Origin of the sequence: Isoptericola jiangsuensis (genome assembly GCF_002563715.1) — a bacterium.
Classification (GTDB): domain Bacteria; phylum Actinomycetota; class Actinomycetes; order Actinomycetales; family Cellulomonadaceae; genus Isoptericola; species Isoptericola jiangsuensis.
The window spans coordinates 801644-816712 of sequence record NZ_PDJJ01000001.1 but is presented as its reverse complement, the minus strand read 5'-3'; the positions used below and the strand labels follow the sequence as shown (position 1 = coordinate 816712).

14 protein-coding genes are annotated in these 15069 nt (G+C 74.0%); 9 read left to right on the top strand and 5 right to left on the bottom strand.

Going from position 1 to position 15069, the window contains the following annotated elements; translation table 11 throughout:
* The first annotated feature begins 39 nt into the window (after positions 1–39).
* The 3 genes from ATJ88_RS03690 to ATJ88_RS03680 are packed head-to-tail and all read left to right on the top strand — an operon-like array spanning position 40 to position 2628.
* Positions 40–1428, top strand: a complete 1389-nt coding sequence (locus ATJ88_RS03690) for a TrkH family potassium uptake protein (RefSeq protein ID WP_245852103.1) — start codon at positions 40–42, stop codon at positions 1426–1428.
* A gap of 34 nt (positions 1429–1462) precedes the next feature.
* Positions 1463–2134, top strand: coding sequence for a potassium channel family protein (locus ATJ88_RS03685; protein WP_098462664.1), 672 nt, complete (start codon positions 1463–1465; stop codon positions 2132–2134).
* Positions 2131–2628 carry a P-loop nucleotide/nucleoside kinase family protein gene (locus ATJ88_RS03680; RefSeq protein ID WP_211287458.1) on the top strand — a complete coding sequence of 166 codons (498 nt, stop codon included), beginning with the start codon at positions 2131–2133 and terminating at the stop codon, positions 2626–2628. Before ATJ88_RS03685 ends, ATJ88_RS03680 begins: the two co-directional genes overlap by 4 nt.
* 8 nt (positions 2629–2636) lie before the next feature.
* Here ATJ88_RS03680 and proC read toward each other — a convergent pair whose 3' ends face one another.
* Together proC and ATJ88_RS03670 are read right to left on the bottom strand one after the other, a co-directional pair.
* Positions 2637–3464 (bottom strand): pyrroline-5-carboxylate reductase, encoded by an 828-nt coding sequence (gene proC, locus ATJ88_RS03675; protein ID WP_281255225.1) that lies wholly within the window; start codon positions 3462–3464, stop codon positions 2637–2639.
* 14 nt (positions 3465–3478) lie between these two features.
* Entirely contained in the window at positions 3479–4135 is a 657-nt protein-coding gene (locus ATJ88_RS03670; protein ID WP_098462663.1) for a hypothetical protein, read from the bottom strand.
* Positions 4136–4315: 180 nt separating this feature from the next.
* Between ATJ88_RS03670 and radA the strand changes: the two genes are divergently transcribed.
* Together radA and disA are read left to right on the top strand one after the other, a co-directional pair.
* Complete coding sequence (gene radA / locus ATJ88_RS03660; RefSeq protein WP_098462661.1) at positions 4316–5755, top strand: DNA repair protein RadA; 1440 nt, start codon at positions 4316–4318, stop codon at positions 5753–5755.
* Between the two features lie 9 nt (positions 5756–5764).
* Positions 5765–6856 carry a DNA integrity scanning diadenylate cyclase DisA gene (gene disA, locus ATJ88_RS03655; protein ID WP_098462660.1) on the top strand — a complete coding sequence of 364 codons (1092 nt, stop codon included), beginning with the start codon at positions 5765–5767 and terminating at the stop codon, positions 6854–6856.
* Positions 6857–6863: 7 nt separating this feature from the next.
* Here disA and ATJ88_RS18030 read toward each other — a convergent pair whose 3' ends face one another.
* Positions 6864–7733, bottom strand: coding sequence for a hypothetical protein (locus ATJ88_RS18030; RefSeq protein WP_141538606.1), 870 nt, complete (start codon positions 7731–7733; stop codon positions 6864–6866).
* A gap of 660 nt (positions 7734–8393) precedes the next feature.
* Here ATJ88_RS18030 and ATJ88_RS03645 point away from each other — a divergent pair.
* A complete protein-coding gene (locus tag ATJ88_RS03645) occupies positions 8394–9275 on the top strand; it encodes an HhH-GPD family protein (protein ID WP_245852101.1) in 882 nt (293 codons plus the stop codon).
* Between the two features lie 11 nt (positions 9276–9286).
* Here ATJ88_RS03645 and ATJ88_RS03640 read toward each other — a convergent pair whose 3' ends face one another.
* Positions 9287–9805, bottom strand: coding sequence for an amino-acid N-acetyltransferase (locus ATJ88_RS03640; RefSeq protein WP_098462658.1), 519 nt, complete (start codon positions 9803–9805; stop codon positions 9287–9289).
* A gap of 37 nt (positions 9806–9842) precedes the next feature.
* Positions 9843–10796, bottom strand: coding sequence for a sugar-binding transcriptional regulator (locus ATJ88_RS03635; RefSeq protein WP_098462657.1), 954 nt, complete (start codon positions 10794–10796; stop codon positions 9843–9845).
* Positions 10797–10904: 108 nt separating this feature from the next.
* Between ATJ88_RS03635 and ATJ88_RS03630 the strand changes: the two genes are divergently transcribed.
* From ATJ88_RS03630 to glpK, 3 genes are all read left to right on the top strand, one after another.
* On the top strand, positions 10905–12650 hold the full coding sequence (locus tag ATJ88_RS03630) for a glycerol-3-phosphate dehydrogenase/oxidase (protein WP_098462656.1): 1746 nt from the start codon (positions 10905–10907) through the stop codon (positions 12648–12650).
* A gap of 81 nt (positions 12651–12731) precedes the next feature.
* A complete protein-coding gene (locus ATJ88_RS03625; RefSeq protein ID WP_098462655.1) occupies positions 12732–13463 on the top strand; it encodes an MIP/aquaporin family protein in 732 nt (243 codons plus the stop codon).
* 53 nt (positions 13464–13516) lie between these two features.
* Entirely contained in the window at positions 13517–15031 is a 1515-nt protein-coding gene (gene glpK / locus ATJ88_RS03620; RefSeq protein ID WP_098462654.1) for a glycerol kinase GlpK, read from the top strand.
* Positions 15032–15069: the final 38 nt, after the last annotated feature.

Here is a 15069-nt window from a genome sequence, read left to right as displayed (position 1 = left end):
CACCACGCCTGCGGGACGAGACGAGGGAGGGCGCGGCCGGTGGCGAGACCGTTGCACGACCGCGTCCTCACCCTGCGCGAGTGGGTGGACCGCACCGCCCGCCACTACCCCGCCCGCCTCGCCATGACGGTGTTCGGCGCCGTCGTCAGCATCTTCACGCTCCTGCTCCTGCCGCCCTGGGCCACGGCCTCGGGCCGGTCCGCGCCGTTCGTGGACGCCCTGTTCACCGCGACGTCGGCGGTGTGCGTCACCGGGCTCGTCGTCGTCGACACCGGGTCCTACTGGTCCGAGTACGGGCGGGTCGTCATCCTGCTCGGCATCAAGGTCGGCGGCCTCGGCGTCATGACCATCGCGTCGCTCGTGGGGCTGGCGGTGTCCCGCCGGATCGGGCTCACGCAGAAGCTCCTCACCGCGTCGGAGACGAAGTCGACCAGCCTCGGGCAGGTCGGCGAGCTCATCCGGCTCATCGTCGTCGTGTCCCTGTCCATCGAGATCACCGTCGCGCTCATCCTGCTTCCCCGGTTCCTCGCGCTCGGCGAGACCGCGGGGGACGCCGCCTGGCACGCCCTGTTCTACGGGGTGTCGGCGTTCAACAACGCCGGGTTCGTGCCCACCACCGAGGGCCTGGTCCCCCACGCGTCCGACTGGTTCGTCGTCATCCCGATCGCGCTGGGCGTGTTCATCGGCTCGCTCGGGTTCCCCGTCATGCTGAACCTCCTCCAGGCGCGCCGGGCCGGCCGCCGCTGGCGGCGCCTCATCACCCTGCACACCAAGCTCACCCTGACGACGTCCGTCGGCCTGCTGGTCGTGGGCGGGCTCGTCATCGGGGCGCTCGAGTGGGGCAACCCCGCGACGCTCGGCGCGCAGGACCTGCACACCCGGTTCCTGTCGACGATCTTCGCGTCGGTCATGCCGCGCTCGGGCGGGTTCAGCACGTTCGACGTCGGGCAGATGCACGGCGAGACGTGGCTCGTCACCGACGCCCTGATGTTCGTCGGCGGCGGGTCGGCGTCCACCGCCGGCGGCATCAAGGTGACGACCCTCGCCGTCATGCTGCTCGCCATCCTCGCCGAGGCCCGCGGCGACCGGGACATCGACGTCTACGGCCGGCGCATCCCCCGGGACACCCTGCGCCTGTCCATCGCCGTGGTGTTCATCGGCGCGACCATGGTCCTGGTGTCGTGCATCGCCCTGGTGCGCCTCACGGAGTTCTCCCTGGCGCCCATCCTGTTCGAGGTCATCTCCGCGTTCGCGACCGTCGGGCTCTCCACCGGCATCACCCCGGACCTGCCGGACGCCGCGAAGTTCTGGCTGTGCGGCCTGATGTACCTCGGCCGCATCGGCACGATCTCCGTGCTCGGCGCGCTCGCCCTGCGGGACCGGCGGCGCGTCATACGCTTCCCCGAGGAACGACCGATCATCGGCTGAGCCTGCGGTTCCGCTGCAACACGAGAGGACGACAGTGGCTGACAAGAAGGCATCCGACCGCGACGCCGGCGTGCTCGTCATCGGGCTGGGCCGGTTCGGCTCCTCCCTGGCGACGACGCTGGACCGGCTGGGCCAGGACGTGCTCGCCGTGGAGTCGGACGACCGCCTGGTCGCCCAGTGGACCGGCCGGCTGCCGCTGGTGCAGGCGGACGCGTCCAACCCGGAGGCGCTGGAGCAGCTCGGCGTCAACGACTTCGGCGTCGCCGTGGTCGGCGTCGGCACGGCGCTGGAGGCGTCGGTGCTCATCACCGGCAACCTCGTGGACCTGGGGTTCCCGCAGATCTGGGCGAAGGCGGTCTCCGCGGAGCACGGCCGCATCCTGACGCGGATCGGCGCCCACCACGTCGTCTACCCGGAGTCGGACGCGGGCTCCCGCGTGGCGCACCTGGTCAGCGGCAAGATGCTGGACTACATCGAGGTGGAGGACGGCTTCACGATCGTGAAGATGCGGCCGCCGCGCGAGATGCAGGGCTTCACGCTGGCGCAGTCCGACATCCGCAGGAAGTACGGCATCACCGTGATCGGTGTGAAGTCGCCGGGCGTGGAGTTCGCGTACGCCACGCCGGAGACGCGCGTGAGCTCGAACGACCTGCTGGTGTGCTCGGGCCACGCGGACCTGCTGGAGCGGTTCTCCGCGCGCCCGTGACCGGGCCCGCCGAGCCGCAGGTCGTGCTGGTCTGCGGGCCCGCCGGGTCGGGCAAGTCGACCCACGCCCGCCGCCTGGAACGGGCAGGTCGCGTCCGGCTGTCGTTCGACGACGAGGCGTGGGCCCGCGGGTACCGGACGCACCCCCTGGACGCCGAGGCGGCGGCGGAGGTGCACGCGCACCTGCACACCGAGCTGGTGCGGCTGGTCCGCGCCGGGCGGGACGTCGTGGTGGACACGTCGTTCTGGTCGCGGGCGTCGCGGGACGCCTACCGGGCCGTGCTCGCCCCGACGGGCGCCCCGGTGGTCGTGCACCTGATGGACACGCCGCGCGACGTCGTGCTGGAGCGCCTGGCCGCACGGCGCGGCACGGGCGGCGACGACGTCGTGGTGCCACCGGACCTGGCGGTCGCGTACCTCGACGGGTTCGAGGTCCCGACCCCCGACGAAGGACCGCTCGTGGTGGTCCCCGGCGTGGCGGCGCCGGAGAGCTGACGCATGCGTCAGCCGAGCTCGGTCGCGAGCTCCTTCGAACGGGCGTCGGCGGCGGCGAGAGCGGCGAGGAACGCGGCGCGCACCCCGCCCTCGTCGAGCTTCTGCAGCCCGCGGATGGTGGTGCCGCCCGGCGAGGACACCTTCTCGCGCAGCACGACGGGGTGCTCCCCCGTCTCGGCGAGGAGCTTCCCGGACCCGAGGACCGTCTGGACGGCGAGGCGGCGCGCGACGTCGCGGGTGAGGCCGAGCAGCACGCCCGCCTCGGCCATGGCGTCCACGACGTAGAACACGTAGGCGGGCCCGGACCCGGCGAGCGCCCCGAACGCGTCGATGTCCTTCTCGGTGATGCGGACCGTCTCGCCGGTGCCGCCGAGCAGCGCTTCGACGAGCGTGACGTCGTCCTCGGACGTGGTGGGCCCGGGCACGACGGCGGTGATCCCCGCGCCGACCTGGGCGGGGGTGTTGGGCATGGTGCGCACGACGGGCTGCCCCGCGGGCAGGTGCGCGGCGTACAGGGCGAGCGGCAGCCCCGCGGCGACGCTGACGACGACGGCGCCGGGCTCCAGGGACGGGGCGACGAGGTCGAGGAGCGCGACGACGTCCTTCGGCTTGACCCCGACGACGACGACCCGCGCCCCGGCGACGGCGGCGGCGTTGTCCGTGGTGGTGGCCACGCCGTAGGTGTCGGCCAGGGCGGCGCCCCGCTCGGCGCGGCGGACGGTCGCGACGACGTCGGTCGGCGCCAGCCCGGACGCGAGGGCCCCGGCGAGGACGGCCTCGGCCATGTTCCCCGTGCCGAGGAAGGCGACCCTGGTCCCGGCGATCTGCGTGCTCACGTGGTTCTCCTCGGTCACATCGGGAAGGACTCGTAGAAGTCCTGGACGAGCTGGTCGGGTCCGGTGGCCCGGAACACGGCGGTGCCGTTGCGCCAGGTCACCACGGAGGTGCCGGCCGTGCCGCCGGGCGTGACGGCGTAGGTGCCGACGACCTCGTCGCCGACGGTGACGTCGCCGCTGATCGTGGGCTCGCCGGCGGCCTGCAGCAGGACGTCGTGGACCTCGCTCGCGGCGTCGTCGTCGGCCCACTGCCCGGCGGCGAGGTCGACCTGCGTGCCGGAGCCGTCCCCGTACACGACGGTCCAGGCCTCGACGGCGCCGGTCTCGTCGACGCGGTCGCCGTCCTCGGCGACGTCGAGCCGGACGAGCTGGAGGACGGTCTCGGGCAGGGACGTCAGGAACTCGGTGGGGCCCTCGGGGAGTGGTTCGGCCTCCGCGGTGGGCGTGGGCGGCGGCGCGGTCACGGTGACCTCCGGCAACGGGTCGGCCTGGCGGGCGAACCCGGGCCAGACCAGCGCGGTCACGAGGGCGACGGCGACGATCGCCACGGCCGCGCCCACGAGGAGCAGCCGCCGGCGGCGGACGACGGCCGCGCGGTTCTTCTTCTGGTGCACCTTGTCCCCCGGGGTCCGGAATCCCGGGGAGAGGTAACCGGGCTTCTGGTCGACCATGGACGTCCTCCTGCTGCTCTGCGGCCGTGCGGCGCTCCGACGACTGCGTCGCGGTGCAGCCTACGGCCTGGCGCACGTCGCGGGGCGTGTCGTCCGCGGCCCGGCGCCGATCCGGCCGCGCCACCTCACCGGTGCGCACCGCCCGCGCCGGGTGTCGGTGCCCGCCCCTAGCGTGGGCCCGTGACCACCACGACGCGCGCCGCCCGCTCCAAGTCCACGAAGCCCGCCTACCGGTGCGCCGAGTGCGGCTGGACCACCGCGAAGTGGGTGGGCCGGTGCGGCGAGTGCCAGGAGTGGGGCAGCGTGACGGAGGCCGGGCAGGCCTCGGCGGGCCCGCGGACGACGGCCGTGACGCCGGTGCGCTCGGCCGCCCGTCCCATCGCGGAGATCGACGTGGACTCGGCGCGGGCGACCCCGACGGGCGTCCACGAGCTCGACCGGGTGCTGGGCGGCGGTCTCGTGCCGGGTGCGGTGGTCCTGCTCGCCGGGGAGCCGGGCGTCGGCAAGTCCACGCTGCTGCTGTCGGTGGCGTCGAACGCGGCCCGCGGCGCGGACGGCCGCCCCCGCACGGTGCTGTACGTGACGGGCGAGGAGTCCGCCGGGCAGGTGCGGCTGCGCGCGGAGCGGATCGGTGCGCTCGCCCCCACCCTGCTGCTCGCCGCGGAGACCGACCTCGCGACCGTGCTCGGGCACGTCGAGGCGGCGGACCCGGCCCTGCTCGTCGTCGACTCGGTGCAGACCATCGCCTCGGCGGAGGTCGACGGCGCCCCGGGCGGCGTGAGCCAGGTCCGGGAGGTCGCAGGCGCGCTCATCGCGGCGGCGAAGGAACGTCAGGTGCCGGTGCTGCTCGTCGGGCACGTCACCAAGGACGGGACGGTGGCGGGGCCGCGCACGCTGGAGCACCTGGTGGACGTCGTCTGCCAGTTCGAGGGCGACCGGCACTCGCGGCTGCGGATGGTGCGGGCGGTGAAGAACCGGTTCGGGCCCACCGACGAGGTCGGCTGCTTCGAGCTGTCCGAGACCGGCATCGAGGGCCTGGCCGACCCGAGCGGGCTGTTCCTCTCCCACCTCGGGGCGGGCGTCCCGGGGACCTGCGTGACGGTGACCCTGGAGGGTCGCCGCCCCCTCGCGCTCGAGATCCAGTCGCTGGTCGCGCCGTCGCCGCTGGCGAACCCGCGCCGCGCCACGAGCGGCGTCGAGTCGCAGCGCCTCGCGATGATCCTCGCGGTGCTGCACCGGCACGCCGGCCTGCGGCTCGCCGACAGCGACGTGTACGCCTCGACCATCGGCGGTGCGCGCGTGACCGAGCCGGCCGCCGACCTCGCGACGGCCCTGGCCATCGTGTCGGCGCGCACCGGCGAGGCGCTGCCCGCCGGGACGATCGCCGTCGGCGAGGTCGGGCTCGCGGGCGACATCCGGCCCGTCGCGGGCCTCGACCGCCGCCTCAGCGAGGCCGCCCGGCTCGGGTTCACCCGCGCCGTCGTCCCCGCGGGCACCTCCGCGAAGGCTCCGGCCGGGCTGCAGCTGGCCGAGGCCCGCCACATCGCCGAGGCGGTCGAGCTCGCGGAAGCCGTCCAGGATCCGGCGCGTACCCGGCGCCGGCCTGCCCCGACGTCGTAGACTGCCCCCGTGGCTCCCTCCTCCGCGTCCGCGCACCCCGACGCCCAGCTCCGGGAGACCCTCGCCACCGTGGCGCCCGGCACCGAGCTCCGAGACGGTCTGGAGCGCATCCTGCGAGGACGCACCGGCGCGCTCATCGTGCTCGGGCACGACAAGACGGTCGAGGAGATCTGCTCCGGAGGCTTCCACCTCGACGTCGAGTTCTCCGCGACCCGCCTGCGCGAGCTGTCAAAGATGGACGGCGCCGTCGTCCTCGACCGGGACGCGACCCGCATCCGCCGCGCCGCCGTGCAGCTGCTGCCCGACCCCACGATCGAGACCAGCGAGTCCGGCACCCGGCACCGCACCGCCGAGCGCGTCGCCATCCAGACGGGCCTGCCCGTCATCTCGGTGAGCCAGTCCATGCGGATCGTCGCGATCTACATCGGCAGCCAGCGGCACGTCCTGGAGGACTCCGACACCATCCTCGGCCGCGCCAACCAGGCCCTCGCCACGCTGGAGCGGTACCGCTCCCGCCTCGACGAGGTGTCCGGCACGCTGTCCGCGCTCGAGATCGAGGACCTCGTCACCGTGCGCGACGTCTGCGCCGTCGTGCAGCGCCTCGAGATGGTGCGCCGCATCTCCGACGAGATCGACGGCTACGTCGTCGAGCTCGGCACCGACGGCCGCCTCCTCGCCCTCCAGCTCGACGAGCTCATCGGCGGCATCGGCGCGGACCGCGACCTCGTCGTCCGCGACTACGTGGACGTCGACCGCTCGGGACGCGGCGTCGTCGACGTGCACGCCGACCTCGCCGTGCTGGACTCCGCCCAGCTCCTCGACCTGTCGCAGATCGGGCGCGTGCTCGCGCTGCCGGGCTCCGGCGCCGCCCTCGACGCGGCCGTCGCCCCGCACGGCTACCGCCTGCTGTCCAAGGTGCCGCGCCTGCCGTCGTCCATCGTCGACCGTCTCGTGCTGCACTTCGGCGGCCTGCAGAAGCTGCTCGCGGCGTCCGTGGACGACCTCATGAGCGTCGAGGGCGTCGGCGACCAGCGGGCGCGCGCCGTCCGCGAGGGCCTGTCGCGCCTGGCCGAGTCCAGCATCCTCGAGCGGTACGTCTGACCGCTCGTCAGCTGACGGTGGCCCCGCCGGCCCCCGGCTCGTCCGCGGCGGGCTCGTCCTCACCCTTCGCGTCGTCACCCTTCGCGGCGCCGCCGCCCTTCGCACCGTCGTCGGTGGCCTCCGCGTCGTCGCCACCGTCCGCCGCCGCGGCCTCCTCGCCGTCCTTCGCACCCTCGGAGTTCTTCTTCGGCGCGGGCGCGGCGACGGCGAGCGTGACGGGCTCGCCCGCGGCGGCCTTCACGTCGTCGAGCGCGGGCGTGAGCGTGTAGGTGCCGGCCCCGACCTCGGACGGCTTGGCGTCGCACCTCGGGGTGGACGTCGACCCGCTCCAGCGGGTCGTGACCTGCCAGGTCTCCCCCTGCCCCAGCAGGGCGGGGTTCGAGGAGTCGCCCGCGCAGTCCGCCGACGACCAGACGCGCTCGCCGTCGCCGTCGGTCACCGTGACCTGCAGGTTCGACGGGGAGGCGTCGACGAGGCACGGCACCCGGCCGAGGTTCGTCACGGTGAGCGTCAGGTCGACGGGGTCCCCCGGGGTGAGGCTGGTGCTGCCGCCCGCGAGCTCCAGCCCGACCGCCTCCGGGGCGCAGGGCTCGGCCACGCCGCTCAGGTCGAGGGGATCCGGCGGGGCGGCCTTCTCGGCGAGGAGCTCGGGCTCGGGGTCGGGCCAGACGTCCCGCACCCACTGCACGCCCTGCCCGATGCCGTAGCCCGCGGCCGTGCCGAGCCCGAGCAGCAGCGCCGTGCACAGCAGCGTCAGGGCCGTGAGCCGGTGGCGGCGCTGCCGACGCCGCAGCTCGGCGGCGCTGGGACGCCGCGGCGCGGGCCGGGTCCGGGGGCGGGGCGTCGCGCCGGGTGCGACGAGCCCGTTCCTCGTCACGGTGCGGCGGGCCGTGGACGACCCCGAGCGTGCCGTGCCGCGGGCCGCCCCGGACCGGGCGGACGTGGGACGCGCCGCCGACGTGCGCGCGGACCCGCCCGACCGGGCGCCGGAGGTCCGGGCCGCGGTGGTCCGCCCCCCGGTGGTCTTCGCGGAGCCGCCCCGGGACGTCGTGGCCCGCGCGGACCCGCTCTTCGCGGGCGTGCCCTTCGCGGTGCTCCTGCCCGACGTGCCCTTCGCGGCGCTCGTGGCCGGCTTCCTGGTGCCGCCGGTCCCGGCGGACCGGGCCGTGCCCTGGCCGGCGCTCCCCCGGGCACCCGTCGACCGGGTGGAACCGGCCCCCGAGCGTGCGGCGCCGGAGCGTCCCGACGTGCCGGCGCCCTGGGCCCCGCCGGACCGCGTGCCCGACCCCGAGCCCGACCGCGGCGCCGCGGACCTCTTCGCGGTCCCGCCCGTGGGACGCCCGGCCCCCGGGCGTGCCGTGGACCGGGCCGAGGGTCGTCCCCCGCCCGTCGAACCGCGTCCGTCCTTCGATGCCGCCACTCGCCCCCGCCTTGTCGCACAGGTCCTGCTGCGGCCACGCTACGCGGCACGCCGCGCGCGACCGCGGCGCCGCGCCGGGAGACCAGCACCCCGTCCGAGCAGGCACAATGGTCGACCGTGCAGCAGGTTCCGGGTCAGGTCGTCGCGCAGGTCATCGACTGGTTCGCGGGTGTCGCCCGCGACCTGCCCTGGCGTGCCCCCGACCGGACGCCGTGGGGCGTGCTCGTCAGCGAGGTCATGCTGCAGCAGACGCCCGTGGTCCGCGTGGAGCCCGTGTGGCGCGAGTGGATGGACCGCTGGCCCACCCCCGCGGACCTCGCCGCCGCCCCGACGGCGGACGTGCTGCGCGCCTGGGGGCGGCTCGGCTACCCGCGTCGTGCGCTGCGGCTCGCGGACTGCGCCCGCGCCGTCGTCGAGCGGCACGACGGCGTCGTCCCGGACGACGAGGAGGCGCTGCGCGCGCTGCCCGGCGTCGGGGAGTACACCGCGGCCGCCGTGCGCGCGTTCGCGTTCGGGCGCCGCTCCGTCGTGGTGGACACCAACGTGCGCCGGGTGCAGGCCCGGGCCGTCACGGGTGTCGCCCTGCCCGCCCCGACCTACACGGCGGCCGAACGACGCCTCGCCGCCTCCCTCGTGCCGGACGACGACGCGGACGCCGCCCGGTGGGCCGCGGCGTCCATGGAGCTCGGCGCGCTCCTGTGCACGGCGCGGGTCCCGCGCTGCGGCACCTGCCCCCTGCGGGAGTCCTGCGCGTGGCGGCTCGCCGGGTTCCCGCCCGACGCGCACGCCGACAAGCGCCGCACCCAGTCCTGGGAGGGCACCGACCGGCAGGTGCGGGGCCGTGTCATGGCCGCCCTGCGCAGCGCGGACGAGCCCGTGCCCCGCGTGCTGCTCGCCGACGCCGGACCGCAGCCCCAGCTCGACCGCTGCCTGGCCGGGCTCGTGGAGGACGGCCTGGCCGAGACCGACGACGCCGGCCGCTACCTGCTGCCCGCCTGACGCGGGAGCCCTCAGAGCTCCAGCAGCATCCGCGTGTTGCCCAGGGTGTTGGGCTTCACGCGCGCGAGGTCGAGGAACTCCGCGACGCCGTCGTCGTGCGAGCGCAGCAGCTCCGCGTACACCTCCGTGGTCACCGGGGTGCCGTCGATCTCGCGGAACCCGTGCCGCGTGAAGAACTCGACCTCGAACGTCAGGCAGAAGATGCGGCGCAGCCCCAGGGCGCGCGCCCGGCGCACCAGCTCGTCGACGAGGGCGTGCCCGACGCCGCGGCCCGTCCAGGCCTGGTCGACGGCGAGGGTGCGGATCTCCGCCAGGTCGCTCCACATGACGTGCAGGGCGCCGCAGCCCACCACGCCCAGCTCCCCGGCGTCCGCGACGACGAACTCCTGCACGGCCTCGTAGTAGGCCACCCACTCCTTGGCGAGCAGGATGCGGTCCGCCGCGTACGGCTCCACCAGGTCGTGCACGGCGCGGACGTCCGCGGGCAGCGCGGGACGGACGTCGAACGGGGCCGTGGTGAGGTCGGGCACGGCCTCACCCTACGTGCGCGCGCGGGGCGCGGGCCCGTCAGGGATGCTCGACGAGCAGGGTCGCGGTGATCTCGTCCACCACGAGGTCCGTGACCGCGCCGGCCGCGAGCGCCGCGCGCAGGGGCGCGACCTTGCCGTCCCCCGCGGCGACGCAGAGCCGTCGCGGGTAGCGGGCGAGCTGGTCCGGGGTGGGGCCGGTGGCGCGGGCGTTGATGGCGAGGTCGCGGAAGGTGCCGTCGGGCCGGAGGAACACGGTGCAGACGTCGCCCACGGCCCCGGCGTCCCGCAGCGCGGCCCGGTCCTCGGGGTCGAGGTACCCGGCGGCGTACACGTGGGACGGCACGACGGACTCCAGGGCGCCGACGGAGAACAGCGCGACGTCGGTGCGTGCCTGGACGTCGAGCACGCGGCGCACGGATCGTTCGCGCCACATCGCGGCCCGCGTCTCGGCGTAGTCGAAGAACGCGGGCACGGGGAAGTAGTGGGGTTGCGCCTCGAACGCGGCGGCGAACCGGTCGAGCAGCGCGCCGACGTACCCGAAGCCGGAGGTACGGGTGTTGGCGGCGCCGTTGAGCTGGACGACGTGGGCGCCGCGGGTGGGCTTGGCGGTGAGGTGCTCGGCGACGGCGCCCACGGTGGTGCCCCACGCGATGCCGAGCACCATGTCGGAGTCGACCATGCGGGAGACGAGCCGGGCGGACGTCAGGGCCACCTGGGTGAGCCGGTCCGCCGGGTCGGCGTCGTCGGGCACCGGGACGACGTACGCCTCGATGCCGTACCGGGTGGCGAGCTCGCGGCCGAGGCCCGGCGCCTGGGAGTGCGCCGGCCGCAGGGTGATCTCCACGATCCCGGTGTCGCGGGCGCGTCGCAGCATGCGGGACACGGTCGAGCGGGAGGTGCGCAGGTGCCGGGCGATGGCCTCCATCGTCATGTCCTGCAGGTAGTACATGGTCGCGGCCATCACGACGTCGCGTTCGCGGGAGATCGTCATGCCCCCACGATGCACCGCCCCGAGCGCCCGTGCACGTTCGTGCAGTTGCGTTGCGAGAACGTTCGGGCGGTGGTCCGCTAGGGGACGAACCGCGAGAGGAGACCGCCGATGGCGTCCCGGATCACCGCAGAATCACGTACCCGCGCGCTCGCCGCGCTCGAAAGCTCACAGGACTCGGCCAGCGAGCTCGACGTCCTGGTCATCGGAGGTGGCGTCACCGGCGCCGGCATCGCGCTCGACGCCGTCACCCGCGGCCTGTCGACGGCGATCGTCGAGGCCCAGGACTGGTCGGCCGGCACGTCCAGCTGGTCGAGCAAGCTCGTCCACGGCGGCCTGCGCTACCTCCAGATGCTCGACTTCTCCCTGGTGCACGAGGCCCTCACCGAACGAGACCTCCTGCTCAAGGAGATCGCGCCCCACCTGGTCAAGCCCGTCCCGTTCCTCTACCCGCTGGAGCACCGCGTCTGGGAGCGGGCCTACGTCGGCGCCGGCATCGCGCTCTACGACACGCTCGCAGCCGTCGCCCCCGGGCGCCGCGCCATGCCGATCCACCGGCACCTCACCCGCCGGCAGATCGCCCGCAAGTTCCCCGACCTCGCGCACGAGGCCGCCATCGGCGCCGTCCAGTACTGGGACGCGTCCGTCGACGACTCCCGCCTCGTGTCCACCATCGTGCGCACCGCGGTGGACTACGGCGCGCACGCCGCCGCCCGCACCCAGGTCGTCGCGCTCACCAAGAGCGCCACCGGGGCCGTCAACGGCGCCGTCGTCGTCGACCTCGAGACCGGCCGCGAGATCACCGTGCGCGCCCGCCACGTCATCAACGCCACCGGCGTGTGGACGGAGGACACCGAGGCGCTCGCCGGCGACGAGGGCGGCCTGCGCGTCCTCGCGTCCAAGGGCATCCACATCGTCGTGCCGCGCGAACGCATCAAGGGCAAGGTCGGCCTCATCCTGCAGACCGAGAAGTCCGTGCTGTTCATCATCCCGTGGTCGCGCTACTGGATCATCGGCACCACCGACACCCCGTGGGAGCTCGACCCCGTGCACCCCGTGGCCACCGCCGCGGACATCGACTACGTGCTCGAGCACGCCAACGCCGTGCTCGCCCACCCGCTGTCCCGCGACGACGTCATCGGCACCTACGCGGGCCTGCGGCCCCTGCTGCAGCCCGGCACCAAGGAGGGCACCAGCTCCGCCAAGGTGTCGCGCGAGCACACCGTCGCCTCCCCCGCCCCCGGGCTCACCGTCATCGCCGGCGGCAAGCTCACCACCTACCGGGTCATGGCCAAGGACGCCGTCGACTTCGCCATAGGGCAGCGCGCCGCCGCCCTGGCGTCCGTCACCCACCAGATCCCCCTCATCGGCGCCGTCGGCCTCGCCGCCGTCCGCCGTCAGGCCCGCACGTGGGCGCAGCGGTACGGGTGGAGCCCCGCCATGGTCGACCACCTGCTGCACCGGTACGGCTCCATGCTGCGCGAGCTCGTCACCCTCTGCGAGGAGGACCCGACGCTCGCCCGCCCCCTCGAGCACGCCCCCGCCTACCTGCGCGCCGAGATCCACTACGGTGTCAGCCACGAGGGCGCCCTGCACCTCGAGGACCTCATGATGCGACGCACCCGCCTCGTCTACGAGGTCCCCGACAAGGGCCGCGCCGCCGTCCCCGAGATCGCCGACGTCGCCGCCGGCGTCCTCGGCTGGGACGACGCCGCCAAGCAGGACGAGATCGACGCGTACCTCGCGCGCGCCGACGCCGAGGACGCCGCCGCGCAGCAGCCCGACGACGACTCCGCCGGACAGGCCCGCGCCCAGGCACCCGACGTCGCTCCCATGCAGCCGCTGCGCACCACCTGACCGCGGAGCGCCGCGGTACGAGACGCACCACCCCGGTCCGCCGGGTCCGACAACGAAGTCCCAGAGAAGGCGAGAACGACGATGTCCGGATCAGAAATCTTCATCACCGAGTTCCTCGGGACGATGATCCTGCTCCTCGGAGGTGCCGGCGTGGTGGCGAACGTCATCCTGCCGCGCAGCAAGGGGTTCGACGGAGGCTGGCTGCTCATCAACTTCGGATGGGGCCTCGCGGTCTTCGCCGGCGTGTTCGTGGCCTTCAAGACCGGCGCGCACATCAACCCCGCCGTGACCTTCGGCATCTGGGCCAGCGGCGCCTCGGAGTTCGGGCCGGGCATCCCGGTCACCTTCGCCAACGGCGCCATCTACATCTCCGCCCAGATCGTCGGCGCCGCCGTCGGCGCCACCCTGGCGTTCCTCACCTACAAGAAGCACTTCGACCTCGAGGCACCGGCCGCCACCAAGCTCGCCGTGTTCTCCACCGGCCCCGAGATCCGCTCCTACGGCTGGAACTTCTTCACCGAGGTCGTCGGCACGTTCGTCCTCGTGTTCGTCGTCCTGTCGTTCGGCAACTGGCCCGGCGACATGGGCCCGCTCGCCGTCGCGCTCCTCGTGGTCGGCATCGGCGCCAGCCTCGGTGGACCCACCGGGTACGCCATCAACCCCGCCCGTGACCTCGGGCCGCGCATCGCGCACGCCCTGCTGCCCATCAAGGGCAAGGGCTCCAGCGACTGGGCCTACTCCTGGGTCCCCGTCCTCGGCCCCATCGTCGGCGGCGTCCTCGCCGGGCTCCTCGCCCCCGCCGTCGCCTTCTGACCCGAACCCACCCGACCACCATCCGCACACTGCCGTGAAGGAACAGACTCACCATGGCTGACTACGTCCTCGCCATCGACCAGGGCACGACCAGCTCGCGTGCCATCGTGTTCGACCACTCCGGCCGCATCGTCGCCACCGGACAGCTCGAGCACGACCAGATCTTCCCCCGGGCCGGCTGGGTCGAGCACAACGCCGAGCAGATCTGGAACAACGTCCGCGAGGTCGTCGGCCTCGCCCTGACCCGCGCCAACATCACCCACAGCGACCTCGCCGCCATCGGCATCACCAACCAGCGCGAGACCGCCGTCGTGTGGGACAAGAACACCGGCAAGCCCGTCTACAACGCCATCGTGTGGCAGGACACCCGCACCCAGGCGATCGTCGACCAGCTCGGCGGCGACACCGGACCCGACAAGTACAAGGCGACCGTCGGCCTGCCGCTCGCCACCTACTTCTCCGGCCCCAAGGTCAAGTGGATCCTCGACAACGTCGACGGCGCCCGCGAGGCCGCCGAACGCGGCGACCTCCTGTTCGGCAACACCGACACGTGGGTCCTGTGGAACATGACCGGCGGGCCCGAGGGCGGCGTCCACGTCACCGACGTCACCAACGCGTCGCGCACCATGCTCATGGACCTCGACACCCTCGACTGGGACGAGTCCATCGCCGCCGACATGACCATCCCGCTGTCCATGCTCCCGCAGATCCGGTCGTCGTCCGAGGTGTACGGCGAGGGCCGCCAGCGCGGCATGGTGCCCGGCGTCCCCATCGCCGGCATCCTCGGCGACCAGCAGGCCGCCACGTTCGGCCAGGCGTGCTTCGAGGTCGGCACCGCGAAGAACACCTACGGCACCGGCAACTTCATGCTGCTCAACACCGGCACCGAGAAGGTCCCCTCCAAGAACGGCCTCCTCACCACCGTCTGCTACAAGATCGGCGACGCCGACGCCGTGTACGCCCTCGAGGGCTCCATCGCCGTCACCGGGTCCCTCGTCCAGTGGCTCCGCGACAACCTCGGCATGTTCGAGGACGCCCCCGACGTCGAATGGCTCGCCGGCAAGGTCGACGACAACGGCGGCGCCTACTTCGTCCCCGCCTTCTCCGGGCTGTTCGCCCCCTACTGGCGGCCCGACGCCCGCGGCGCGCTCGTCGGCCTCACCCGGTACGTCAACCGCAACCACATCGCCCGCGCCGCCCTGGAGGCCGTCGCCTTCCAGACCCGCGAGGTCGTCGACGCCATGAAGCTCGACTCCGGCGTCGACCTCACCGAGCTCAAGGTCGACGGCGGCATGGTCGCCAACGAGCTGCTCATGCAGTTCCAGGCCGACCAGCTCGGCGTCGACGTCGTCCGCCCCAAGGTCGCCGAGACCACCGCCCTCGGCGCCGCCTACGCCGCCGGCATCGCCGTCGGCTTCTGGTCCGGCACCCAGGACGTCGTCGACAACTGGGTCGAGGGCAAGCGCTGGTCCCCGTCCATGGCGGAGGACGAGCGCGAGCGCCAGTACCGCCTCTGGAAGAAGGCCGTGACGAAGACCTTCGACTGGGTGGACGAGGACGTGCAGTAGTCCCGCCGCCGTCCTCCGGTTCCTCCTGGCGGAGCGCG

What these genes read in the sequence shown, in the direction of transcription:
- ATJ88_RS03670 (WP_098462663.1), bottom strand. Translation starts at nt 4,135, where the DNA reads ATGGTCGACCAGAAGCCCGGTTACCTCTCCCCGGGATTCCGGACCCCG.
- ATJ88_RS03635 (WP_098462657.1), bottom strand. Translation starts at nt 10,796, where the DNA reads ATGACGATCTCCCGCGAACGCGACGTCGTGATGGCCGCGACCATGTAC.
- ATJ88_RS03630 (WP_098462656.1), top strand. Translation starts at nt 10,905, where the DNA reads ATGGCGTCCCGGATCACCGCAGAATCACGTACCCGCGCGCTCGCCGCG.
- ATJ88_RS03625 (WP_098462655.1), top strand. Translation starts at nt 12,732, where the DNA reads ATGTCCGGATCAGAAATCTTCATCACCGAGTTCCTCGGGACGATGATC.
- glpK (WP_098462654.1), top strand. Translation starts at nt 13,517, where the DNA reads ATGGCTGACTACGTCCTCGCCATCGACCAGGGCACGACCAGCTCGCGT.